The sequence below is a fragment of the Parasphingorhabdus pacifica genome (assembly GCF_054779195.1).
In genome coordinates this window covers 150,873-172,439 of record NZ_BAAGYS010000002.1, presented here as the reverse complement: position 1 = coordinate 172,439, position 21,567 = coordinate 150,873, and the positions used below count along the sequence as shown (strand labels likewise).

Annotated in this window: 23 protein-coding genes and 1 pseudogene; 13 read left to right on the top strand and 11 right to left on the bottom strand. The window is 67.2% G+C overall.

Annotated features, from left to right (window positions below; translation table 11 throughout):
• The first annotated feature begins 73 nt into the window (after window positions 1-73).
• From ACYVAN_RS00765 to ACYVAN_RS00755, 3 genes are all read left to right on the top strand, one after another.
• Window positions 74-832 carry an IclR family transcriptional regulator gene (locus ACYVAN_RS00765; protein ID WP_460954464.1) on the top strand — a complete coding sequence of 253 codons (759 nt, stop codon included), beginning with the start codon at window positions 74-76 and terminating at the stop codon, window positions 830-832.
• A 141-nt stretch (window positions 833-973) separates the two neighbouring features.
• Window positions 974-2,329, top strand: a complete 1,356-nt coding sequence (locus tag ACYVAN_RS00760; RefSeq protein ID WP_460954462.1) for a M14 family zinc carboxypeptidase — start codon at window positions 974-976, stop codon at window positions 2,327-2,329.
• A gap of 155 nt (window positions 2,330-2,484) precedes the next feature.
• Window positions 2,485-3,447: an iron-siderophore ABC transporter substrate-binding protein gene (locus ACYVAN_RS00755; protein ID WP_460954460.1), complete on the top strand. Its 963-nt coding sequence runs from the start codon at window positions 2,485-2,487 to the stop codon at window positions 3,445-3,447.
• 72 nt (window positions 3,448-3,519) lie between these two features.
• Here the strand turns inward: ACYVAN_RS00755 and ACYVAN_RS00750 are convergent, their stop codons facing one another.
• Window positions 3,520-3,726 carry a DUF397 domain-containing protein gene (locus ACYVAN_RS00750; protein WP_460954458.1) on the bottom strand — a complete coding sequence of 69 codons (207 nt, stop codon included), beginning with the start codon at window positions 3,724-3,726 and terminating at the stop codon, window positions 3,520-3,522.
• Window positions 3,727-3,741: 15 nt separating this feature from the next.
• A pseudogene (locus tag ACYVAN_RS00745) lies at window positions 3,742-4,602 on the bottom strand (helix-turn-helix domain-containing protein).
• Window positions 4,603-4,940: 338 nt separating this feature from the next.
• Between ACYVAN_RS00745 and ACYVAN_RS00740 the strand changes: the two are divergent.
• Window positions 4,941-5,204, top strand: a complete 264-nt coding sequence (locus tag ACYVAN_RS00740) for a hypothetical protein (protein WP_460954456.1) — start codon at window positions 4,941-4,943, stop codon at window positions 5,202-5,204.
• Window positions 5,205-5,366: 162 nt separating this feature from the next.
• Here ACYVAN_RS00740 and ACYVAN_RS00735 read toward each other — a convergent pair whose 3' ends face one another.
• Window positions 5,367-5,903 carry a DUF3558 domain-containing protein gene (locus tag ACYVAN_RS00735; protein WP_460955263.1) on the bottom strand — a complete coding sequence of 179 codons (537 nt, stop codon included), beginning with the start codon at window positions 5,901-5,903 and terminating at the stop codon, window positions 5,367-5,369.
• Between the two features lie 13 nt (window positions 5,904-5,916).
• Window positions 5,917-6,219 carry a hypothetical protein gene (locus ACYVAN_RS00730; protein WP_460954454.1) on the bottom strand — a complete coding sequence of 101 codons (303 nt, stop codon included), beginning with the start codon at window positions 6,217-6,219 and terminating at the stop codon, window positions 5,917-5,919.
• Window positions 6,220-6,935: 716 nt separating this feature from the next.
• On the opposite strand from ACYVAN_RS00730, the gene ACYVAN_RS00725 reads away from it, so the two are divergent.
• A complete protein-coding gene (locus tag ACYVAN_RS00725) occupies window positions 6,936-7,151 on the top strand; it encodes a hypothetical protein (RefSeq protein ID WP_460954452.1) in 216 nt (71 codons plus the stop codon).
• Window positions 7,152-7,217: 66 nt separating this feature from the next.
• Here the strand turns inward: ACYVAN_RS00725 and ACYVAN_RS00720 are convergent, their stop codons facing one another.
• The 3 genes from ACYVAN_RS00720 to ACYVAN_RS00710 all read right to left on the bottom strand — a co-directional run bounded on the left by ACYVAN_RS00720 (window position 7,218) and on the right by ACYVAN_RS00710 (window position 8,732).
• Window positions 7,218-7,478 (bottom strand): Txe/YoeB family addiction module toxin, encoded by a 261-nt coding sequence (locus tag ACYVAN_RS00720; RefSeq protein WP_460954450.1) that lies wholly within the window; start codon window positions 7,476-7,478, stop codon window positions 7,218-7,220.
• Window positions 7,475-7,726 (bottom strand): type II toxin-antitoxin system Phd/YefM family antitoxin, encoded by a 252-nt coding sequence (locus ACYVAN_RS00715; RefSeq protein ID WP_460954448.1) that lies wholly within the window; start codon window positions 7,724-7,726, stop codon window positions 7,475-7,477. Before ACYVAN_RS00715 ends, ACYVAN_RS00720 begins: the two co-directional genes overlap by 4 nt.
• Window positions 7,727-7,898: 172 nt before the next feature.
• Window positions 7,899-8,732, bottom strand: a complete 834-nt coding sequence (locus ACYVAN_RS00710) for a lysophospholipid acyltransferase family protein (RefSeq protein ID WP_460954446.1) — start codon at window positions 8,730-8,732, stop codon at window positions 7,899-7,901.
• A gap of 143 nt (window positions 8,733-8,875) precedes the next feature.
• On the opposite strand from ACYVAN_RS00710, the gene ACYVAN_RS00705 reads away from it, so the two are divergent.
• Window positions 8,876-11,572 carry a DNA translocase FtsK gene (locus ACYVAN_RS00705; protein ID WP_460954444.1) on the top strand — a complete coding sequence of 899 codons (2,697 nt, stop codon included), beginning with the start codon at window positions 8,876-8,878 and terminating at the stop codon, window positions 11,570-11,572.
• Window positions 11,573-11,811: 239 nt separating this feature from the next.
• On the top strand, window positions 11,812-13,086 hold the full coding sequence (locus tag ACYVAN_RS00700) for a sialidase family protein (protein WP_460954442.1): 1,275 nt from the start codon (window positions 11,812-11,814) through the stop codon (window positions 13,084-13,086).
• Between the two features lie 76 nt (window positions 13,087-13,162).
• Here the strand turns inward: ACYVAN_RS00700 and ACYVAN_RS00695 are convergent, their stop codons facing one another.
• The 4 genes from ACYVAN_RS00695 to ACYVAN_RS00680 form a co-directional block, all read right to left on the bottom strand.
• Window positions 13,163-14,377: an alpha-hydroxy acid oxidase gene (locus tag ACYVAN_RS00695; protein ID WP_460954440.1), complete on the bottom strand. Its 1,215-nt coding sequence runs from the start codon at window positions 14,375-14,377 to the stop codon at window positions 13,163-13,165.
• A 143-nt stretch (window positions 14,378-14,520) separates the two neighbouring features.
• On the bottom strand, window positions 14,521-15,099 hold the full coding sequence (locus tag ACYVAN_RS00690) for a phospholipase (protein WP_460954438.1): 579 nt from the start codon (window positions 15,097-15,099) through the stop codon (window positions 14,521-14,523).
• Between the two features lie 120 nt (window positions 15,100-15,219).
• On the bottom strand, window positions 15,220-15,756 hold the full coding sequence (locus tag ACYVAN_RS00685; protein WP_460954436.1) for an amino-acid N-acetyltransferase: 537 nt from the start codon (window positions 15,754-15,756) through the stop codon (window positions 15,220-15,222).
• Between the two features lie 151 nt (window positions 15,757-15,907).
• Window positions 15,908-16,171, bottom strand: coding sequence for a hypothetical protein (locus ACYVAN_RS00680; protein WP_460954434.1), 264 nt, complete (start codon window positions 16,169-16,171; stop codon window positions 15,908-15,910).
• Window positions 16,172-16,251: 80 nt separating this feature from the next.
• Here ACYVAN_RS00680 and pgsA point away from each other — a divergent pair, with 80 nt between their 5' ends.
• From pgsA to ACYVAN_RS00650, 6 genes are all read left to right on the top strand, one after another.
• Window positions 16,252-16,884, top strand: coding sequence for a CDP-diacylglycerol--glycerol-3-phosphate 3-phosphatidyltransferase (gene pgsA, locus ACYVAN_RS00675; RefSeq protein WP_460954432.1), 633 nt, complete (start codon window positions 16,252-16,254; stop codon window positions 16,882-16,884).
• Window positions 16,881-17,369, top strand: a complete 489-nt coding sequence (locus ACYVAN_RS00670; RefSeq protein ID WP_460954430.1) for a CinA family protein — start codon at window positions 16,881-16,883, stop codon at window positions 17,367-17,369. Before pgsA ends, ACYVAN_RS00670 begins: the two co-directional genes overlap by 4 nt.
• Before the next feature lie 204 nt (window positions 17,370-17,573).
• A complete protein-coding gene (locus ACYVAN_RS00665) occupies window positions 17,574-18,062 on the top strand; it encodes a helix-turn-helix domain-containing protein (protein ID WP_460954427.1) in 489 nt (162 codons plus the stop codon).
• 335 nt (window positions 18,063-18,397) lie between these two features.
• Window positions 18,398-19,225, top strand: a complete 828-nt coding sequence (locus ACYVAN_RS00660) for a PspA/IM30 family protein (RefSeq protein ID WP_460955261.1) — start codon at window positions 18,398-18,400, stop codon at window positions 19,223-19,225.
• A gap of 8 nt (window positions 19,226-19,233) precedes the next feature.
• Window positions 19,234-20,112 (top strand): phage shock envelope stress response protein PspM, encoded by an 879-nt coding sequence (pspM, locus tag ACYVAN_RS00655; RefSeq protein ID WP_460954425.1) that lies wholly within the window; start codon window positions 19,234-19,236, stop codon window positions 20,110-20,112.
• Window positions 20,113-20,338: 226 nt separating this feature from the next.
• A complete protein-coding gene (locus ACYVAN_RS00650; RefSeq protein WP_460954423.1) occupies window positions 20,339-21,544 on the top strand; it encodes a uracil-xanthine permease family protein in 1,206 nt (401 codons plus the stop codon).
• Window positions 21,545-21,567 lie beyond the last annotated feature (23 nt).

Below are 21,567 nucleotides of genomic sequence, written 5' to 3'. Positions count from 1 at the left end.
AATAATGGCAATAGCTGCTATATGTTGAATAGAAGGATGAAGTGACGGAATACACGTGTCAAGGAGGTCCCGGGTGACCGAACAGCGACAGGGCACGGTCGGCAAGGCGTTGGGACTGCTCACGCTGGTGGGTGAGTACCCGCACGGGGTCACCGCCGGGGAGATCACCGAGGTCGTCGACTACCCCTTCAGCACCGTCTACCGGCTGTTGAACTCGCTGCTCAGCGCGGAGTTCGTGGCATACGACCCGCAGGACAAACGCTATCGGCTGGGATTGCGGATCTACCAGCTGGGCCAGAAGGTCTCCAGCACGCAGGGCTTCGACGGGATGGCGCTGCCGGTGCTGCAACGGCTCACCGAACTTACCCGGGAAAGTTCGATCCTGTCGGTGCTCGACGGTTCCCAGTACCTGACGATCCACAAGGTCGACGGTCCCCAGTTCCGCATCACGACCGACCCCGGCGACCACGGTTCGCTGCACACCACGGCGGTGGGCAAGGCGCTGCTGGCCTTCGCCGACGAGCCGACCCGCACCCACCTGCTCGACACGGTGGAGCTCCGTGCGCGCACCGAGCACTCCGTCACCGACCGCGACCGACTCCGCGGCCAGGTGGAGCGGATCCGCGACCAGGGCTGGGTCGGCCAGAGTGAGGAGAACGACGAGGGCATGGTCGCCGTCGCCGTTCCGGTGTTGGCCGAGGGCGGCCGGTTGATCGCCGCGGTGGCCCTGGCGGCGCCGATCTTCCGGCGGACCCTGGACGAACTCCAGGAATGCCTTCCGGCGCTGCGCCAGGCCGCGGCCGAACTGTCCGTGAAGCTCCCACTTCGGTAGCGCCCGCGCGCTCCGGTTGCGCCCGCCCGCTCCGCCGATGCCACGGGCGGCGGGCGCCGGTACGGCTCCGTGGCAGAGTTCCCGTGTCGTCCCTCGTGCGGTGCATTCCTCGTGGAGGGGTCCTGCGGGAAAGGAACGGGTGTGTTCGAGCGAATCGCGGAACTGGTCGATGCGGTACCGGAGTTCGACCGGTTCGCGGGGGTCGACGAGTTGGTGGAAGCGATTCGGGAGATCGCTCGGCGGCACCCCGACCTGGCGGAGATGCACCGCATCGGCACCTCGCGCGACGGTGAACCGCTGTGGTCGCTGACCATCCGAGGTGGTGACCGGCAGGTGCTGGTCGTCGGCGGGGTGCATCCCAACGAGCCGATCGGGGGAGTGTCGGCGCTGCACCTGGCCCGAACCCTGGTCGCGGACGACGAGCTGCGCCGGGAATGGGGATGCACCTGGCACATCGTCGCCTGCATCGACCCGGACGGGACGCGGTTGAACGAGCCGTGGTTCGAGCCGCCGCTCACGATGGCCAAGTACGGCCGCTCGTTCTATCGGCCCGCGGCCGACGAGCAGGTCGAGTGGTCGTTCCCGTTCGCCTACAAGGACACCGTGTTCGACCGGGTGATGCCGGAGACCGAAGCGCTGATGCGGCTGATCGACGAGACCCGCCCGATGTTGTTGTGCTCGTTGCACAACGGCGAGTACGGCGGCGTCTTCCACTACCTCAGCGACACCAGTCCGCGGCTGAACGAGCAGCTCACGTCCATTCCGGACCGCCTCGGCCTGCCGCTGCACACGGGCGAGGGCGAGGCGCCGTTCATCGAGCAGCTCGCTCCGGCGATCTTCCGGGCGTTCACCGCCGAGCAGGAGTACGACTACCTCGAAGGGCTCGGTATCGATCCGGCCGAACGCGCGGGCGGGGAGTCGAGCCACGCCTACGCGAGCCGCTACGGCACGGCGTACCTGGCCACGGAGGTGCCGTACTGGGCGAACGCCGACGCGGACGACCACACCCGGCTGGCGGTGTCCTATTCGGACCTGCTGGGTGAGCGCGCGGAACTCACCCACGAGACCGCACGCGTGCTCACGGCGGCGTTCGACGCGGTCCGGCCCGCATTCCAGGTGCGTTCGCCGCAGCTGCGGGCGATGGAATGCTTCCTGCCGTTCCTGCGCATCGCGGCGGAAGCCGATCGGGTACGGGCAGGGCAGGAGGACGCGCTGCGTCCCGCTGTCGTCGCGGAACGGTTCATGGTCACGGCCACGACGCATTCGACGCGGGTCCGATTCGCGGGGATGTTGCTCTCGGCGCTGGGTTCGGAGATCGCGCGGGGCAACGACGCGGAGGTGCTGCGGGTGGAGCACGCCCGGCTGACGCGGGTTTTCGACCGCTGGGCAGCGGAGGCCGATGCCGACGTGCCACCCCGGCCGATCCCGATCCGAAAGCTGGTGGGTGTCCAATGTGGAGCGATGTTGGCCACTGCCGCTGATCTTCTCGACCGATAGCTCGTGCGGTGCTTCGACACGCTGTGATTCGGGCGAAATGTGGCGATTCGCGTGATGGGGAGCACGGACGCTGGTTCCGCGAAAAAGGTTAGGCTAACCTCATCATCCGTGTTCGGATGTGATCGTCCGATGCTTTCCAACGGATCGGAGCCGCCATGATCAGCAGAACAGGTCCATTCGCCGCCGCGATCCTCGCGCTGGTCCTGGCGCTCACTTCTTGCGGGGCCGCTGGCGGAAGTGACGGCGAATCGGCTGACGGACCGACGATCGAGACCATGTTCGGCCCGGTCACGGTTCCGGCGGAGCCGAAGCGCGTGGTGGCGCTCGGGTGGTCGGATGCCGAGATGGCCCTCGCGCTCGGGGTGGAACCGGTCGGCGTCAGCGACTGGCAGGGCTTCGGTGGCGATGGTGTCGGCCCTTGGGCGGAAGGTCTGTACACGGAGTCGCCGACCCGGCTCGGCACCACCGAGGTCAACTTCGAGGAGCTGGCAGCGCTCAAGCCCGACCTGATCCTCAACACCCGGTCTGCGGGCGAACCCACTCAGCACGAAACCCTCTCGAAGATCGCACCGACCGTCGCCCCACCGCCGGACACGCCGAGCTACGGCACGGAATGGCGCGAGCAGTTGCGCATGGTGTCGACGGCGCTGGGCAAGCAGTCCGAGGGGCAGCAGCGGATCGCCGAGGTGGAAGGTGTTTTCGACGAGGCCGCGCGGGAGCACCCGCGGTTCGCGGGCAAGACGGTGGGCGTCGCGGGCTACCACGGCCGCAAGTGGGGTGCTTACCTGTCGGGCGACCCGCGGGTGGATTTCATGCAGGACCTGGGCTTTCGGAACAAGCCGGAGATCGACGAGCTCGCGAATGACTCGTTCTACGTCGACGTCTCGAACGAACAGCTCGACCTGCTCAGCGCCGACCTGACGGTGGTCATGGCCATCAACGGCGATCCGGAGCAGATCCGCGAGGATCCCGTGCTCAACCAGATTTCCGCCGCTCGCGCCGGCAATCTCGTCGTCCTCGACGACCCGACCCTGGTGGCGGCCTTCTCCGCGGGCTCCACGCTCGGCATCAAGTACGCCATCGAACGCGCCGTCCCGCTGTTCGCCGAACACCTCTAAGACAGCGGAGCCTCTCAGGGCAGCGGGGCCTCGGGGCAACATCTCGGCGAGAAATCGCCCCGAGGCAGCCGCTCAGGTGTGGTGGCGGCTGGTCTTGAGGTGATTCAGGAAGTTGGACCAGGCGGTGTGGGGAAAGAGGAGCGTGCCACCGTCGCGGTCTTTGGTGTCCCGGACTCCGGTGACGCCGGGAACAAGCGCCACTTCAACGCACTCATTCTGGGTCCTGCTGTAGCTGCTCTTGAGCCACGTTGCGTTCCGCAGGTTGCTCTGCTGGGGCATGGTGGGGCCTCATCTTCACTCCGAGTGCTGTTCTCCCACCGATCGTATGAGATTGTGCGACTCCTTCGGGCCGAGCGAAGCGGCCTGCAGTCGGTTCCACAGCGTCGCGTAGGCCGCCACGGCGTCTTTTGCGTCCAGGTAGCGGGCATCGTCGAAGGATTCGACGTAGACGAATTCCAGGTCGGCAGCGATCCCGCGCGAGGGGATCTGCAACATCGTGAAGTCGTATGAGACCCCGCCGACGGGGCCGCTCGTCCGAAATGGCAGCACCTGGAGGTCGATGTTCGGTCGAAGCGCGATGCTTTCGAGGTAGCCGAGTTGTTCGCGCATGGTCGTGGCGTCGCCGACCTGTCGGCGAACGCAGGACTCGGACAGGACGAACGACATCCTTGGCGGATCGTCACGAGTCAGGAGTTATTGGCGTTCCTGACGCGCTTTCACATCCGCGTCGAGGCCATCGTCATCGCCTCGAATCGAGTCCGCGTGCAGCGCCCGGATGTACCTTTCGCTCTGCAAGATTCCAGGAACGATCTCACCTTGTGCTTGGCGAATGTTGTCGGCGTCGACCTCCAGGTCGATGTACATCCGGAACCACTCGGGGAAGACCGCTCGGTAGTCGCTCCAGCGGCCCCGAACGCTGCGGGTTCGCGCCAGTTCGAACATCCAGTCCATCTGTCCGGGGTCGACGTCGTAGAACTCCAGTAGGAGCTTCAGGTCGCCCTTGCTGATGCCGCCTTGTCCCAGTTCCAGGCGGCTGATCTTGCTGTCGGCGCAGTCCAGTTCTTTGGCGGCTTCGGCCTGTTCGCGCCCAGCTTTCAAGCGTGCGTGGCGGAGTTCATTTCCCAGCTGGAGCCGTCGCACGGTCGGGGTTGCCATCCATCACCTCCGTCAGAGTTACATGAGCAGTATTCAACATCTGCAACCGCAGGGGAATGACTCCATTGAGTGACTAGTAAAACCGCAAATGCAGTTTTACTCTTGCGATACGCAAGTGGATCAACTGGGAGTCGTTGGATGGATGTGCCGATGAATTCGGAGCAGGTGCTGTTGTTGCTGTTCATGGGGGCTGTGGCGGTGTTGCCGTGGGTGGTGATCGCGGTGGAATCGCGTGTGGTGCGGGATTGGCTCACGCGTCGAAGGGTTCGCCGAACCACCCGAGAAACGCGAAACCAAATCGCTTCCGTGGGGTTGTCGGAACTGCCGAATCGCGGTGAGTGCGTGTGCATGAATTCCGCGGGCGGCTACCGGTGACCGGGCCGCAGCCGGAAGAGCGCCACTTCTGGCTGCCGACGCCGGACCCTGATCAGCGCGCCCTGATCCGGCACGCGTTTCGCGGGGCGCGTTGGGAGAGCCAGCGCTCCGCCGACACCGTGTGCGGCAAGAAGGTCGCCATGGCCAAGCCGCACGAAGTGGACTGGTGCACCGCGCCCACCTGCGCCGACTGCAATCGAACCCTGATCGGCGAACAGCACTCGTGATCGTCGCTTCGCGCTGAGCGCGCCACCAGACTTTCCGAACCCGGTCCGATGCCGCGAGATGCCCCGAAATCCGGCATCGCACCGCGCGGCCGGTCGGTGCCTGTCTCTCCCCGCAGCACCGACCGGCCGCACCCACAGCTGTGCGAGGGTGCGAACTGCGACCTACGCGGGCAGCTTCGGCTCGATGAGCTGCGCGATCTCCGTTGCCTTCGTGCAGGGATCGTTACCCTCGATTTTGTCGGCGCGGTACTTGACGTGTACGGAGACCGACCCGCCACCAACCTCGATGATCTGATTGCAGATGCCCTGCCCCTGTGAGCCTGTGTTGACCACTTGGATGCCCTGCCGCTCACCAACTTGGTTGGGCTGGAAGACCCCAAAGTTGCTCCGCCTCTGCTCCCAATAGTCCAGCCCCTTCTGTTCAGCCTTGTAGACCGTCAGATACAGCACGTCGCCACGATGCCTACACCCAGGCTCCTCGATGCCTTGGTCTACCGGCTCACCTGCCGACTCAAGCTCGTTCGCTTGAAGGACCTCGGGCGGGACAGCCCCACAGGGGTCGAAACTCGCGAGTGGAGAGGGCTCTGCCGGTTCCGTAGTGGGCGCATTGGCATCGTCACCTGTGCCGCCTGCACAGCCAGAAAGCAATAGACCAGCAATGACGAGGACGGCAGCGGTCGCTGATCGTGTGGTACGCATGCTCATCATCAGATCAGATGTTCCGTCCCAAGTTGCGAGCGCTCTCGTCGTCTGTGTTCTGCATGTCCCTGGCAGAGTCCCGGTACGTCTGTGCCATCGCCTTCAAGATCCTCTCCATCTCCGTCAGAATGGCGACCAAGCCGACATCCTTGGCATTCACCTTCTCAGCGAACTTCTTTTCGACGTCTTGTCCGATAAAGCAATCGCCGTAGGCGCCATTCGCAATCAGCTGATCCGCATCGACAATGCAGTCAGCGACCTTGTCCGCCTTATCGTCGTAGACCTTGGCGACACGTTCGGCTGCTTCCGGGGCCATGACGAGTTGACCGTTGTCCACGGCGGCGCGTAAGCCCTGTGCCTGGCCACCAGTGCGCCCGCTTGCTGGGCGTAGCCTTCCATCCCCGTTGGTTCCACCGAGCCCCCTCCACGGCCGTGCAGCAGTGGTCACCCATTCGCGTGATCACGCGCGGAGATAGTACAAGGTTGATCACCGTTCCGAGGCGCGAACGCGAAAAGTTCCCGCGATCTATCCCAGTCGGCGCCTCCACCGGGCATCGGTCGATGGGGTCTAGCAGCGGGGCTCACTGTCGGGAGCGTCCAGTCCGCACGCCGTAGACCACGCGCCGGACCGCGCTCGGTCCGGAATCTCGCACCGGGGTCGTCGGGTTGTCGTAGTCGTCGGCAACCTTATGCGAGGTGACGACAATCGACTGTGTCTGACATGCGAAACGCTGATTTGTCAATCAACCTGGTCAAAATGGACTGTATGAATACTGTGATTATTGATAAGCCGACAATTGCGGCGGGCAGTTTCGCTCTCGTGATCGATCGCGTTAGTGTTGTGGCGATTGCAGGGCCGTATACACGGGGGACGAGAAAAGTGCGCACCGGTCGACGTCCTCACCTTGTGATCGGCGTGGTCATTTCGTGTTCTTCGTCGCCCACGTCGCGATCGTCGGATTCGGGTGCTGGAAGTTCCGGTCGGGGTCGAATGGCTGGCGGGTGTTTTTCACGATCATTTCAGCTTGCTACGTGATCGCCGTCCCCTTCGGCTTGGTTGACCCGGGATCCAGCTTGGCGCAGAAGGTGTTCAGCGTGGTGATCGGAACGCTGGCGGTCGCGGGACTGGTATGTGCGTGGTGGCCGGAAACCAACCGGTACTTCCGCGAAATCGCGAACTACCGGAGCGCGGTGAAGGCGCAAAAGTACGCGGAATTCATGCGGAACAATCCGCAGCCCTGGAGATGAGGTTCCACGATCTCCGACCCGTGCAAGCGCCACGCTGCTCGCCCACGGGGTATTGGTCAACGCGGCTCAATGTCCGTAGTGATAGCGGCATGCGGCGATGCGGATCTCGTCCTCGTCGATCTTGTACACGAGGCGGTGCTCGTCGGTGATCCGGCGTGACCAATATCCGTGGAAGCCGTGCTTGAGGGGTTCGGGTTTGCCGATCCCCTCGTTGCCGTTGCGTTCCACATCCTTGATCAACGTGTTGATCCGTTTGAGGGTCTTGCGGTCCTGGGTCTGCCACCAGACGTAGTCGTCCCAGGCGTTTTCGTCCCAGACCAGCTTCATTCGGCGAGGTCCCGCTCGGTGCCCCCGCCATGTTCGAGCCGGTCGATCGAGGCCAGCAGTCGCCGAGCGTTCTCAGGGCTCTTGAGTAGGTATGCGGTCTCTTTCAGCGCTTCGTAGTCCTCCAGCGCGACCATGACCACCGGATCGTGGCCGGCACGGGTGATCACGACCTCCTCGCGGTCGTCGACGACCGAATCGAGCGTTTCGGCGTACTTCGCGCGCGACTCGGAGTACGACATCGTCTTCATGGTCCACCTCCAACGGTATGTACAGAAAACTGTACGCCATAGAAGAACTGCGTGGCCAGCATGCCCTCGGGTATCCACGTGCCCGGCACAGGACCGCGGCCGACATGTCAGCTGAGCACCTCGTACCGAGATTGAACCGCCCCGGGGCACCTCTCACTCGATACCCGAGGACTCAGCGGCGCCAGGGGCTGGGTTTGCCGGTCCTCGGGTGGGTCGGGTCCACGTGATGCGGGGTGTCCGGTTCGTCGGCGCGCAGTGGGGCCAGGTCCTCGGTGATCGCGCGCATGATGCGGTCGCGGGCGCGAGTCGCGTCGCCCGGCTGCTCGGCGGAGAGATCTCCGAGGTCCACGGGTTCGCCGAAGTGCACCCGCAGGGTCGGGCGGCGCCACAGTGCCCGCAACCACGAGCCGAACAGGCCCAGCAGGTCCGCCTTGCTGCCCGGTCGCACCATGCCGTACTTCATGGTCTCGTGTGCGCCCCACTGGCTGACCGGGACGACCGGCGCCTTCGCCGCCAGCGCCATCCGGGCCACACCGGTCTTGCCGCGCTCCGGCCACAGTCCCGGCTCCAGGCTGATCCGTCCCTCCGGATACACCAGGATCGGCCGGTGATCGTCGTCCAGCGCGTCCACGGCCCGCCCCAACGCCTCGGTGGCGGTGCGCTCGCCCCGATCCACCCGCACGTGCCCGGACTTGCGCAGTACCGGGCCGAGCACCGGCGCATCGAACAACCCGCCGGTGGCGAGGAACCGGGGAGCCACCCGGCGCCGCTCGCACGCGGCCAGCAGCACCAGCGCGTCGATGTTGCCGATGTGGTTGGCGGCCAGCACCAGCGGCCTGCCGCGAACATCGTCCGGAACGTCGCCGCTCACCACCAGGCGACCCGTCAACCCGACCACCAGGCGGTCCAGCCGCATCACCGCACGCCACAGCCGCGGAGTTTCCCGGAAGAGGGATTCACGGTCGCTGCGGCGTGTCGGATCGTTCGGCACGGGGACGGAAGCCATGATGGTCCATGGTTCCACGAACGGACCTCACACCCAACGACTCGCTACCCGGACGACAGTGACCGGCTGAGGCTCGCCGAGTCCCGGCCGCACGGCTGTGGCTGGTGTGACGGGAGAGGCGGGACGGCGATACCGTGTGGAGCATGGCGAGCCGGACAGGTGGAGCTCAGGGCAGCAACCCGCGGAGCAAGGCGCAGGGGTCGACGCGCTCCACGGGCGCGGCTAAGAGCGGAACCGCGAAGAGCACGAGCAAACCGCAGAGCGGCGCCGCCACCAAATCCGGAGGCGCCACCAAATCCGGAGGCGCCACCAAATCCGGCACTGCGAAATCCGGGCCCGCGAAGTCCGGATCCTCGAACAAGTCCGGTGCCGCCACGAAACGTACTTCCGCTAGCAAGGGCGGTTCGAGCAGCGCCAAACCCCGTTCCGGTTCGACCCACGCGCCCGCCAACCGAAAACCGGCCTCGGGTGGCGCGCGCAAGACCCAGAGCAACAGCCGCCCACCGCTGAGCATGGCCTGGGCGAAGGAGCTCGACCCGGCGCACCGCAGGGGAGCCCTCGCGCTCGTCTACCTCGCGTTCGCCGTGATCGCCGCCGCCGGGATCTGGTGGCAGGCGGGTGGACCCATCGGCCAGTGGACCGACTGGGTGCTCCGGTTCGTCATCGGCTCCGCAGCGGTCGTCCTGCCCGGCGTGCTGCTGCTCGTGGCCGGGATACTGATGGTCACCGAAACCAACCCGCAGGCGCGGCCCCGCGTGATCGTCGGGACGGTGCTGCTGGCCCTCAGCGTGCTCGGCGTGCTGCACATCGGCGCTGGCTCGCCCGCCCCTGACGCGTTGCAGGAATGGCCGCACGCCGGGGGAATCATCGGATTCGTCGCCGGTGGCCCGCTGGCGCAGGGGCTCACCGCCTGGGTGGCGATTCCGGTCCTCGTGCTGGTCGGACTGTTCGGGTTGCTGCTGCTGACCGACACGCCACCCCAGGACCTGCTGCGCCGCATGGTGGAAACCGACGACGAGTCCACTGCGGACGAAGCCGACGAGGACTCCGAGCAGCCCACGACCAAGCTCCGGCGCCCGTCCCGGCGTAGGCAAGGGGCGATGGCCGACGGCTCGCAGATGTCGCTGGAAGACGTCGAGGACGACTCCGGAACGAAGAGCGGAGCAGCCAAGGCCGGTGCGGCGAAGACCGGGGACAAGACGTCCGGCGCGGCGAAGGCCAAGGCGCTCGCCCCCACCGCACCCGAAGACGTGCCCGCCAACGACACCGGCGGCGAGGAGACCGCGAAGAGCGGCAAGACCGGCAAGCAGGGCAAGGCGGAACAGCTGACCATCAGCCGCACCGTCGAAGGCGACTACAAGCTGCCGCCGCTGGACGCCCTCACCGACGGCGAGCCGCCCAAGACCCGCAGCAAGGTCAACGAGTCGATGATCGAGGCGATCACCGGCGTCCTGGACCAGTTCAACATCGACGCCCAGGTCACCGGGTTCACCCGGGGGCCGACCGTGACCCGCTACGAGGTCGAGCTCGGCCCCGGCGTCAAGGTCGAGAAGATCACCGCGCTGACCAAGAACATCGCCTACGCCGCCGCCACCGACAACGTGCGGCTGCTGGCGCCCATCCCGGGCAAGTCCGCCGTCGGCATCGAAGTGCCCAACAGCGACCGCGAGATGGTCCGGCTGGGCGACGTGCTGCGTTCCTCCAAGGCAGCCAGCGACACGCACCCGCTGGTGATGGGCCTCGGCAAGGACATCGAAGGCCACATGGTCACCGCGAACCTCTCCAAGATGCCGCACCTGCTGTGCGCGGGTTCGACGGGTTCCGGTAAGTCCAGCTTCGTCAACTCGATGCTCGTCTCGCTGCTCGCCCGCTCCACCCCGGACGAGGTCCGGATGATCCTGATCGACCCGAAGATGGTGGAGCTGACCCCGTACGAGGGCATCCCGCACCTGATCACGCCGATCATCACCCAGCCGAAGAAGGCCGCTGCCGCGCTCGGTTGGCTGGTCGACGAGATGGAACAGCGCTACCAGGACATGCAGGCCAACCGGGTGCGCCACATCGACGACTTCAACGAGCGGGTGCGCTCGGGCGAGATCACCGCGCCGCCGGGCAGCGAGCGGGAATACCGGCCGTACCCGTACATCCTGGCGATCGTCGACGAGCTCGCCGACCTGATGATGACCGCGCCACGGGACGTCGAGGACGCCATCGTGCGCATCACGCAGAAGGCGCGCGCTGCCGGGATCCACCTGGTGCTCGCCACCCAGCGACCGTCGGTCGACGTGGTCACCGGCCTGATCAAGACGAATGTGCCGTCCCGGCTGGCGTTCGCCACCTCCTCGCTGACCGACTCCCGAGTCATCCTCGACCAGCCGGGAGCCGAGAAGCTGATCGGCATGGGCGATGCGCTGTACCTGCCGATGGGCGGGTCCCGCCCCGCCCGCGTGCAGGGCTCGTTCGTCAGCGACGACGAGATCCACCGCGTGGTCTCCTACACCAAGCAGCAGGCCGAACCGGACTACACCGAAGGCGTCACCGCAGCGAAGGCAGGCGAGAAAAAGGAAGTCGATTCCGACATCGGCGACGACCTCGACGTACTGCTGCAGGCCACCGAACTGGTGGTGACCAGCCAGTTCGGATCGACCTCGATGTTGCAGCGCAAGCTCCGCGTCGGGTTCGCCAAGGCCGGTCGGCTGATGGACCTGCTGGAGTCGCGCGGGGTCGTCGCTGCCTCGGAGGGCTCGAAGGCGCGCGACGTGCTCATCAAGCCGGAAGAGCTGGAGAACACGTTGCACGCGATGCGCGGTGGCCCACCACCCGACGAGGGCGAGGACTGATTCTTCCGGCCGGTCGTTTCCGCCCGTTCACGATTTCGCGACGAGTCCGAAGGATCGCGTTTTCGCGCTCGTCACGTATTTCCCGAATCGGGCGGACGTTGCTCCGTTCGTCGTGATCCGATTGCCCCGAATGGAATGCGTGGAACGGTTTCACGTCCGATCTTGTGCGATATATTCGCCGCTTGCTGACGTCGAATCGGTTTCGTCGGCACCGGAGACGCCGCACGAGAGGTTTCGGAATGAACGGCAGGAAGGTTCGGGCGTGCCTGGCCATCGCGCTGTCCGCGGTGCTGGTGACAGGCGGCCACCAGGTGGCTTCCGGGGCGGCGCCGCCGACCGAGGGGGATGCCGGGGCGACGGACGTGGAGAAGGGCGAGATGTTCCGCCAGGGCGGCAGCAGCTACCCGCGGCTGGTCCGGCTGGAGCACGGCGGTCTCGCCAACGGTCGCATCCTTGCCAGCATGACGACCTATGTGGACAACGCCGGACGTGCTGTTTTCTACGAGAGTTGGGACGACGGCGCGACGTTCGAGCAGGTCGGCGAGATTCGCGATCCCGCGGGCGAGAACGCCGAGGGCATGTGCTGCTCGTCGCTCTACGAGCTGCCCGAACGGGTCGGCGACATGCCAGCCGGAACCCTCCTGTGGGCGGGCACCGCGGGCATCGGCGCCGACGAGGACGAACGCCGGAGCAGCATCCGGCTGTGGCGCAGCGATGACCACGGCCGCAGTTGGGAATTCGTTTCGAACGTCGCCACCGCCGGGGTCGGACCGGGAATCTGGGAACCCGAGTTCACCGTTTCCGAGCAGGGCGATCTGGTCGCCTTCTATTCCGACGACATGGGTTCCGAACACGATCAGAGACTGGTGCAGGTGCGTTCTCGGGACGGGATCAACTGGACCGAACCCGAAGATACGGTGAAAAACGACGAATTCACGGTCCGCCCCGGAATGTCCGGTATTCGACGGCTTCCCGACGGCACCTACGTGATGGTCTACGAGGTGTGCAATTACGACCCGGTGCACACCTGCACCGTGTGGATGCGCACCTCCCGCGACGGCTGGGACTGGGGAGATCCGTACGACCTGGGCACCGAGATCGTTTCGGAGTCGGGCACCCAACCGCTCGGTACGCCGACGATCGCGTGGGCTCCCGGGGACGGACCGAACGGGCGGCTGCTGCTGGCCTACCAGATGCTCGGAAACGACGACGGTGGTTTCGCGCCGGGCAACGGCAAGACGCTGATGGTCAACGACGACCCGTCGGACCTCTCGTCCGGTTGGCGGGAATTCCCGGCTCCGGTGCGGATCAGCCACAACGAGGGCAGCACCTGCCGGAACTTCAGCCCCTCGATGGTGCCCACCCGGGACGGTGCTTCGGTCGTGCACATCACCACCGACTACGAGAAGTACATCGGCGGTCCCTGCGAGGCGTTCTTCGCGACCGGCCCCATCGGGTCGAACGCGGGGGTCTCCGCGACGCCGCAGCCGCTCGATCCCCGCACAGCTCGCTGACCCGCTGCCCGCGCGGACGAGACCGGCGGCGGCCCGGTACCGAACGGCGATTTCGGTACCGGGCCGGGCGGCGGAATCAGGCGCGGAGCGTGGCGTGGCTCGTGTCGAGCTGGTCGAGGGAGGAGACCCCGAGCAGCTGCATCGTGCGGACGATCTCGGTGCGCAGGATGTCCACCGCTCGCTGCGCCCCGCGCTCGCCGCCTGCCATCAACCCGTAAAGGTAGGCCCGGCCGACCAGGCACGAATCCGCTCCGCGCGCGAGGGCGGCGACGATGTCGGCGCCGTTGAGGATGCCGGTGTCCAACATGACCTCCGCGCGGTCGCCGACCGCGTCGCGAACCCTCGGCAGCAGTTCGAGCATGGTCGGGGCCCGGTCCAGCTGGCGGCCGCCGTGGTTGGACAGGACCACAGCGTCGGCCCCCAGATCGACGACCCGTCCGGCGTCGGCGGAATTCTGGATGCCCTTGATGATCAGTGGCCCGTCCCAGATGCCGCGCAGCCATTCCAGGTCGGCGAAGGTCAGCGAGGGATCGAACATCTCGTTGATCAGTTCGGCCACGGTCCCTTCCCAGCGGGAGAACGAGGCGAACGAGAGCGGCTCGGTGGTGAGCAGGTTGAACCACCAGGCCGGGTGCATCGCCCCGTCGAGAACCGTCTTCAACGTGAGGCTGGGCGGAATGGTCAGGCCGTTACGGACGTCGCGCATCCGAGCGCCCCCCACCGGGGTGTCCACGGTGAGCATCAGCGCCTCGTAGCCGGAATCCTTGGCGCGCTGGACCAGGTCGCGGCCCGCCTCGCGGTCGCGCCACACGTAGAGCTGGAACCACTTGCGGGCGTCCGGGGCCGCGGTCGCGGTGTCCTCGATGGAGGTGGTGCCCATCGTGGACAGCCCGTAGGGGATGCCTGTCCGCTCGGCGACGCGGGCGACGGCGGGCTCGCCCTCGTGGTTCATCATCCGGGTGAACCCGGTGGGGGCGAGCGAGAACGGCAGTGTCGATGTGCGGCCCAGTACCTTCCGCGAAGTGTCCACGGTCGACACGTCCCGCAGCACGTTCGGGTGGAATTCGACGTTGCGGAAGGCTCCCCGAGCCCGCCGGAGGCTGGTCTCGCTCTCGGCGGCTCCGTCGGTGTAGTCGAAGACCGCGCGAGGGGTTCGGCGCAGGGCGATGGATCTCAGATCACCGATGGTGTGGGCTCCGGCCAGCCGCCTTTCGGTGGGGTTGAAGTTCGGCGGGGCGAACCGGAGCAGCGGACGAAGTTCCGACCATCGGGGTACCTGCCGTCGCACCATGCGATTACCGTCCTTCCCTCGTTGAGGTGGTATACCTCCGTGTGGGGCACGTTACCCACCCGAACGGGTGGAACCGCATGGACCGAGCGAGTGTTTTCGGCACGGTGGCGGAGGTTCCGGGTCGCGCGGTGTGCGTGACGGCGTCAGTGCGGCAACCGGAAGTGGACGACGTCGCCGTTCCGGTCGGTGGCGTCCCAGGCGACCTGGCGGCCCGCGCGGTCGGTCACGGGCCGGATCTCGGCCTGTTCGATGGCCTCGGCGGTGGAGGTCGCGACTCCGCCGAACTCGCGCACCGCCCAGTAGTAGACCTCCGCAGTTCCGTGGCACAGCGGTTCGGCGCCTGCACAGATGGAGTGCATGTCGGACCTGAAGTTGTCGTCGATGTCCAGCCGGTTCTCCTCGGTGAAGCGCTGCTGGACGGTGTAGTTGCGGTAGCCGAAGTCGTGCCGGTGGCAGCTGTCGGTGAACTCGTACCCGAACGGTTCGTCCGGGGACAGCGAGCAACCGTCCGAGGACCAGTCGAGCCGGTCGGCGTGCGGCCGCTGGGCGCGGGTGGCGGCGAAGCGGGGGAGCGAGTAGTCGAACAGGTACTCGTCGGTGATCTCTTCCAGATCGTCCGGGTCGAAGTCGGCGTGCGCGGTTCCAGCGGCCAGCAGCAGGGCTGTAGCGGCCGTGAGGGCACCGGCGAGGGGGTGGAAGCGGCGGGAGGCGCTGCGGGCCACGGGAGCTCCTTCTCGGTCGGCTCTGCTCTCCGCGTTGTATCCGTGCGCAGGCCGATTTCCGGTGCCCTTCCCGGCGCGTCGTGGCGAATTCCCCGGTTCGTGCCCCTGTCGGTCGGCGGGCTACCCGTCGTCGAGTTCGAGCAGCATGCGGGTGTTGCCGAGCGTGTTCGGCTTGACGTAGGGCAGGTCGAGGAACTCGGCGACGCCCTCGTCGGCGGAGCGGCGCATCTCGGCGTACACCTCGGGACTGACGGGTGCGCCGTCGATCGGCCGGAACCCGTGCCGCGCGAAGAACGAGGTCTCGAAGGTGAGGACGAAGATCCGGGTCAGGCCGAGTTCCTCGGCCAGTTCGACGAGCTTGCGCACGACCCCGTGGCCGACGCCGTGGCCGCGTGCGGCGGGGTCCACGGCGACCGTGCGGATCTCCGCGAGGTCTTCCCAGAGCACGTGCAGGGCGCCGCACCCCACCAGGCGCGGTCGGTGATCGGGAAGGTGCTGCTCGGCCACCCAGAACTCCTGGACGTGCTCGTAGAGGGTGACGAGCTCTTTCTCGAGCAGAACTCCGCCCGCGTAGGTGTCGACCAGTTCTTTGATGGTCCGGACGTCGCCGATCCGGGCTCGACGAATCAATATTTCTTCGGATGCATAGCCATGCATGGAAGCATGTTAACCGCTAACGCGCGTGCGCGCGACACCCTCCGCCCGTCTCCGTCCGGCGCGCGCCGCGGCCCGTATCCTCCGTGAACGGGTGTCCTTGAAGGTGTGCGAGCGACTACATCCGCGGAGCGCCCGCTAGGCTCAGCGCATGTCACCTCGGCACGTCGCCACGGCCCTGCGCGGCCGCGCGCTCGCCGAAGTCGGCCCGTGCGAGTTCGCGCGAACACCGCACGAACCGGATCGGGCAGGCAGGCGGGTCGAGGGCCGGATCGGATCCGACGGGCGCGCACCCGCCCGGAGCGGGTGTGCGCGAGACGATGAACGCGCCGGGCGTGTCGAGCATCGGAGTGCCGGGAGCGATGGTGCATGTCTGGTCGATGGTGCCGGGAATGTCACGGTCGGTACCGTGCTGCACTGCCGCGTCGTCGGCGAGGATGTGGATCTCGTGGCGCGTCGGGGCGGTCGGTCAGAGTACGAACAGTCGGGGGAGAGTCCATGACGGCGGAGAGTGCGGCATCCGGTCCCGCCGCTGCAGGCGGGCGTAATACGTCCGCTGTGCCACTGCTGAACATCGCCAACGTGCTGACCATGTCCCGGCTCGTTCTGGTGCCGTTCTTCCTGCTGGCACTGCTCTGGGACGACGGGGACAACGTGCTGTGGCGGTGGGTGGCCACGGCGGTCTTCCTCGTGGCTTCGATCACCGACCGGATCGACGGGGACCTCGCTCGCAAGCGCGGGCTGGTGACCGAATTCGGCAAGATCGCGGACCCGATCGCGGACAAGGCGCTGACCGGCGCCGCCTTGATCGGCCTCAGCCTGCTCGGCGATCTGTCGTGGTGGATCACCGGGGTCATCATCGCGCGAGAGCTGCTGGTGACGTTGCTGCGGTTCTGGGTCATCCGGCACGGCGTGATCCCGGCGAGTCGCGGCGGCAAGCTCAAGGCCCTGTTGCAGGCGGTCGCGATCGGGCTCTACCTGGTTCCGCTCGGCGACGGCGGTGACCTGGTTCGATGGACGGTCATGGGGGCCGCGGTGCTGGCCACCGTGGCGACCGGGCTCGACTACGTGGTCCGGGCCGTCCGGCTGCGGGCAGTGGGCAGGCGCGCCCGGAAACGGCATGATTCATGATCGAGGCGCTGGGAGTGCCCGAACAACGGGTGCGGGCGGTGCTGGAGGCGCTGCAGCAGCGCGGTGAGACGGTGGCGACGGCGGAGTCGCTGACCGCCGGACTGCTCTCGGCAGCACTGACCGATGTGGCCGGTGCGAGCGCCGTCGTGCGCGGTGGCATGATCGTGTACGCCACCGAGCTCAAGGCCGATCTGCTGGGCGTGGATCGCGGCTTGCTGGCTGAGCACGGGGCGGTGCACCCGCTGGTGGCGGAATCGCTCGCGGACGGTGTCCGGTCGCGGTGCCGGGCGGACTGGGGGATCGGACTGACGGGCGTCGCCGGTCCGGACCGGCAGGACGGTGTCGAGCCCGGAACGGTGCACATCGGTATCGCCGGTCCGGAACGCACTTCGGTACGGACCGTGCGTCATGAGGGTGATCGGCACGCGGTGCGGGCTGCCGCCGTTCGAGTGGCGTTGGAACACTTCGAGGACCTGCTTCGTTGACTGTGCAGGTACGCCTGGAAGGATCCGTGAACTGAGAAAACACATTGAAGACGCTCGCTCGATCGCACCTGCGGCAGCGGCGGAACGGACGTTCGCCCTCGGCGGACTTGGAGCCGATCACTCTCGCCGAGCCGTTGCGATGAGTAACGTGGAGAGCGTTGACGCGTAGCGCACGATGTAGGCGAAGAAGAAGGGAGGCGCGCGATGACCGTATTGCTACGGGAGGCGGTCGGTGAACGACTGCGCCGCGCCCGGACCGCTCAGTCTCGTACGCTGCGGGACGTCTCGCGCGCCGCCAGGGTGAGCCTCGGCTACCTGTCGGAGGTCGAGCGCGGACGCAAGGAGGCGTCGAGCGAACTGCTCTCCTCGATTTGCGGTGCTTTGGACTTGCCGTTGCCGGAGCTGCTGGTGACCGTGGCCGGCGATCTCGACGGTTCGGAACCGGTGCTGACCCCAGGCGTCGTCGAGCCGGCTACCCCGGCCGAGATCGACGGTGGTTCGTTGGTGCCGAGCCTGATCGGTACCGAGCTGGCCGACACCGATCTGCCCGACGGAGAGCTTGCCGGTGCCGAGGCACGGGCAGGCGACGCCCGGGTGAGCTCGGAGGAGGGCGACCTGCGGTTGCAGCCCGTGCTCAGCCAGCGGATCAGCGCGCCACCGCGGACCTCCGGCGGTGTCGTGGTGGCGGCCTGAGCGAATGACATCCCGGCGGTCGCGTGTGCGGCCGCCGGTCCGGGTTTCCGGTGCGATGGTCCGCGGTCGATGCTCTCCGGGATATGTGGGCCCCGCGGGTCCGGTGCCCTCCGGCCGTCGAGCGGGGGACCCCGGACGTTCAGCTGCGTCGGGTCCCTGGTTCGATCATGTGTGACTGGTTCGATCCTCCTGGGAAAACCTCCTGGCGTTCGGTCCGGTTCTGGTAGAACCGGGCAAAGCGACCTGAGACGATGGATCGAGCAGGCACACTTGAGGCACGTGAGGCAACCGGCGCACGTGCGGCCCGACGCATGAGAAGAAAGCAGGCGGAGGAGATGGCCAATCCGTTCGTGAAGGCCTGGAAGTACCTGATGGCGTCCTTCTCGTCCAAGGTCGACGAACACGCGGACCCGAAGGTGCAGATCCAGCAGGCCATCGAAGAGGCGCAGCGGCAGCACCAGACCCTTTCGCAGCAGGCCGCGTCGGTGATCGGAAACCAGCGGCAGCTGGAAATGAAGCTCAACCGCCAGCTCGGAGAGGTCGAGAAGCTGCAGCAGTCCGCGCGGCAGTCGCTGACGATGGCGGACCAGGCCCGGGCCGAAGGTGACGAGCAGAAGGCGCAGAAGTACGAGGAGACCGCCTCGCACCTGGCGGGCCAGCTGGTGACCGCCGAGCAGGGCGTCGAAGACCTCAAGGCGCTGCACGACCAGTCGCTGGGTGCCGCTGAGCAGGCCAAGCAGGCGGTCGAGCGCAACTCCCAGGTGTTGCAGCAGAAGATCGCGGAGCGCACGAAGCTGCTCAGCCAGCTCGAGCAGGCCAAGATGCAGGAACAGGTGTCGAGCTCGCTGCAGCAGATGACCGAGGTCTCCGCGCCTGGTAGCACGCCGTCGCTGGATGAGGTTCGCGACAAGATCGAGAACCGTTACTCGACGGCCCTCGGCCAGGCGGAGCTCGCGAAGGACAGCACGCAGGGCCGGATGCTGGAGGTCGAGCAGGCGTCGGTGGACGCTGCCGGGCAGAGCAGGCTGGCACAGCTGCGCGCTTCGATGGGTGGTGGTGAGCAGCAGCAGGTGACCGGCGGCCAGCAGACCACCGGCAACGAGGCTGCCGAGCCCGCGACCCAGCCGCAGCAGCAGCAGAACCCGCAGACCGGGCAAGCCTGAGAGGCGAAATGCGGCCGCGCAAGAACGAACTCGCCGAGTTGGGGGATACCGCGCTGCGGCAGTTGCGCGGTCCCGTCTTGACGGGTGTCCGCAAGCGGATCGCGCGGTGGCGCGATCCGCGTGAGCGGCTGTTGCGTCGGCGCAAGCGGGCCAAGCAGGGCACAGTGGCCGGTGCGACGGCGACCGGAACGTTCGGTGCGGGATCGGCTGTGTCGTTCTCGCCGTCGCTGCTGGGCATTCAGGACCCGGCTGCGCTCGGGGCGGCGCTCGATCTGGGCGGTTTCGCGCTGGGAACGGTCGCGGTGGCCTCCGGCGCGGCCACGATCGCCGGGGCGGTCAAGTACCGCAGGTTGAAGCGCACTCCGCTGCCGGCCGCTGCGCCGGAGCCGGTGGAGCTTCCCGTTCGTGGCTCGGCCGCCTTCGAACCGATGCGGCGGTTGCGGGACGCGGAGCAGAGCCTGCACGAGGTGCTGGGACAGCTCTCGTCGACCGGCGCGGGCGGTGAGGCGGCGAGCGATGCGCGTTCCGCCGCTGACGGCATCGCGAGCGCGTTGCGAGAGGTCGCGACCAAGGTGACGGCCGTGGAGGCCGTCGTTCCGCACTCGCCGGTCGCCGATCGCGGGCAACTGGAAGCGGAGGTCGTGCGGTTGCGCTCGGAACTGGACGAGGGCGTGGACGGTTACGGAGGGCTGGTCGCGGCCGCGGGACGCGCGGTAGCGGCGACGAGCGCCCCGGAGCAGAAGCACCTCATGCAGGACGCCACCGACCGGTTGGCCGGGCTCGCCAAGGCGTTGCACGAGGTCTCCGGGGCCAATGCTCCCGAGTCACTGCCGGAGGCCCCGGAGGAGTCACCGCAGGAGCGCGACGTCGGCGGGAACCGGATCTGAAAACGCCATGTGACGTTCGGCAACCAGACGCGAAAAATCTGCACGAATCAACCCGGGGCGGGTTGATTCGTCGATGCTGAATAGTAACCTTCCCAAGGTCACCACAGGCAGTGGCGATGTCCCCGCGTGAATGGGGAAGTCGGGGAGGAAGATTGTGGCCTTGTGGACCGTGCACGGCAACGGTCGAACCTTGGGGAACGACGCCGTCGTAGGGTCCGAGGAGCGAGTGAGCTGGCCGCGAACGGTCGGCTTCGGAATGCAGCACCTGCTGGCGATGTTCGGCACGACGACGTTCGTCCCGCTGCTGACCGGATTTCCGGTAGCGACGACGATGCTGTTCTCCGGGCTGGGAACGTTGTTGTTCCTGCTCGTGACGCGCAACCGGGTGCCGAGCTACCTGGGATCCTCGCTCGCGTTCATCGTGCCGCTCGGTGCGGCCGCCGAGCGGGGCGCGGCCGGTCCTGCCGCGCTACTCGGCGGGATCATCGTGGTCGGCCTCGTGGTCGTCGCGGTCGGTGTCGCGGTGAAGGCGCTCGGGGTGCGACTGCTCGAATCGGCGATGCCACCGGTGGTGACCGGCGCGATCGTGCTCATGCTCGGCCTGAGCATGGCGCCCCAAGCGGTGTCGTCGGTCGAGAAGCAGCCGAGCGCCGCGGCGATCACGCTCGTGGTGATCGTGCTGGGAACGGTGCTCACGCGCGGGATGTTCTGCCGCACGGCGGTGCTGTGCGGTGTGCTGCTCGGGTGGGGTTACGCGGCCTCGCTGGGCGAGTTGGACGCCACTCGGGTGGCGGCCCTGCAGGACGCCGCATGGTTCGCGCTGCCCGATCTGATCGCACCGCAGGTGCACCTGTCGGTGATGCCGTTCGTGCTGCCGCTGGTCCTCGTGCTGGTGGCCCAAACGGTCGGTCACGTCAAAGCGGTCTCCGCCATCACCGGGCGCAACCTCGACGGTAGCGTCGGCGACGCGCTCATCGGTGGCGGACTCGCCACGACCCTGTCCGGATCGGCGGGCGGCTCTGCGGTGAGCACGAACGCGGCCAACATCGGAGTCATGGCCGCGACGCGGGTCTACTCCACGGCGGCGTGCATGGTGGCGGCCCTGCTGGCGATCGTGCTCTCGTTCTCCCCCAAGCTCGCCGCCCTGCTCAACACGATTCCGCTGTCGGTACTGGGCGGGGCAAGCCTGATCCTCTTCGGCATACTCGCGCTGGTCGGGGCGCGGATCTGGCTGGAGGCCCGCGTCGACTTCGCCGACCCGGTCAACCTCGCGGTTCTGGGCACGGCCCTGATCGCCGCGGTGGGTGACCTGACGCTGGCCCTCGGGGACCTGCGAGTGACCGGTGTGGTGTGGGGGTCGGTGGCCGTGCTGGTGGGTTATCCGGTGTTGCGCGGCGTGGTGGACGCCCTCGACGAGCGACGGGCGGAATGATCCGGGGGCGGCCATTCCCCATC

Excerpts from the sequence above, each read along its gene's own strand:
- pspM (WP_460954425.1), top strand. The coding sequence starts at position 19,234 with ATGCGGCCGCGCAAGAACGAACTCGCCGAGTTGGGGGATACCGCGCTG.
- pgsA (WP_460954432.1), top strand. The coding sequence starts at position 16,252 with ATGACGGCGGAGAGTGCGGCATCCGGTCCCGCCGCTGCAGGCGGGCGT.
- ACYVAN_RS00735 (WP_460955263.1), bottom strand. The coding sequence starts at position 5,903 with ATGCGTACCACACGATCAGCGACCGCTGCCGTCCTCGTCATTGCTGGT.
- ACYVAN_RS00705 (WP_460954444.1), top strand. The coding sequence starts at position 8,876 with ATGGCGAGCCGGACAGGTGGAGCTCAGGGCAGCAACCCGCGGAGCAAG.
- ACYVAN_RS00670 (WP_460954430.1), top strand. The coding sequence starts at position 16,881 with ATGATCGAGGCGCTGGGAGTGCCCGAACAACGGGTGCGGGCGGTGCTG.
- ACYVAN_RS00720 (WP_460954450.1), bottom strand. The coding sequence starts at position 7,478 with ATGAAGCTGGTCTGGGACGAAAACGCCTGGGACGACTACGTCTGGTGG.
- ACYVAN_RS00695 (WP_460954440.1), bottom strand. The coding sequence starts at position 14,377 with ATGGTGCGACGGCAGGTACCCCGATGGTCGGAACTTCGTCCGCTGCTC.
- ACYVAN_RS00700 (WP_460954442.1), top strand. The coding sequence starts at position 11,812 with ATGAACGGCAGGAAGGTTCGGGCGTGCCTGGCCATCGCGCTGTCCGCG.
- ACYVAN_RS00755 (WP_460954460.1), top strand. The coding sequence starts at position 2,485 with ATGATCAGCAGAACAGGTCCATTCGCCGCCGCGATCCTCGCGCTGGTC.
- ACYVAN_RS00715 (WP_460954448.1), bottom strand. The coding sequence starts at position 7,726 with ATGAAGACGATGTCGTACTCCGAGTCGCGCGCGAAGTACGCCGAAACG.
- ACYVAN_RS00685 (WP_460954436.1), bottom strand. The coding sequence starts at position 15,756 with ATGCATGGCTATGCATCCGAAGAAATATTGATTCGTCGAGCCCGGATC.
- ACYVAN_RS00750 (WP_460954458.1), bottom strand. The coding sequence starts at position 3,726 with ATGCCCCAGCAGAGCAACCTGCGGAACGCAACGTGGCTCAAGAGCAGC.
- ACYVAN_RS00660 (WP_460955261.1), top strand. The coding sequence starts at position 18,398 with ATGGCCAATCCGTTCGTGAAGGCCTGGAAGTACCTGATGGCGTCCTTC.
- ACYVAN_RS00665 (WP_460954427.1), top strand. The coding sequence starts at position 17,574 with ATGACCGTATTGCTACGGGAGGCGGTCGGTGAACGACTGCGCCGCGCC.
- ACYVAN_RS00730 (WP_460954454.1), bottom strand. The coding sequence starts at position 6,219 with ATGGCCCCGGAAGCAGCCGAACGTGTCGCCAAGGTCTACGACGATAAG.
- ACYVAN_RS00710 (WP_460954446.1), bottom strand. The coding sequence starts at position 8,732 with ATGGCTTCCGTCCCCGTGCCGAACGATCCGACACGCCGCAGCGACCGT.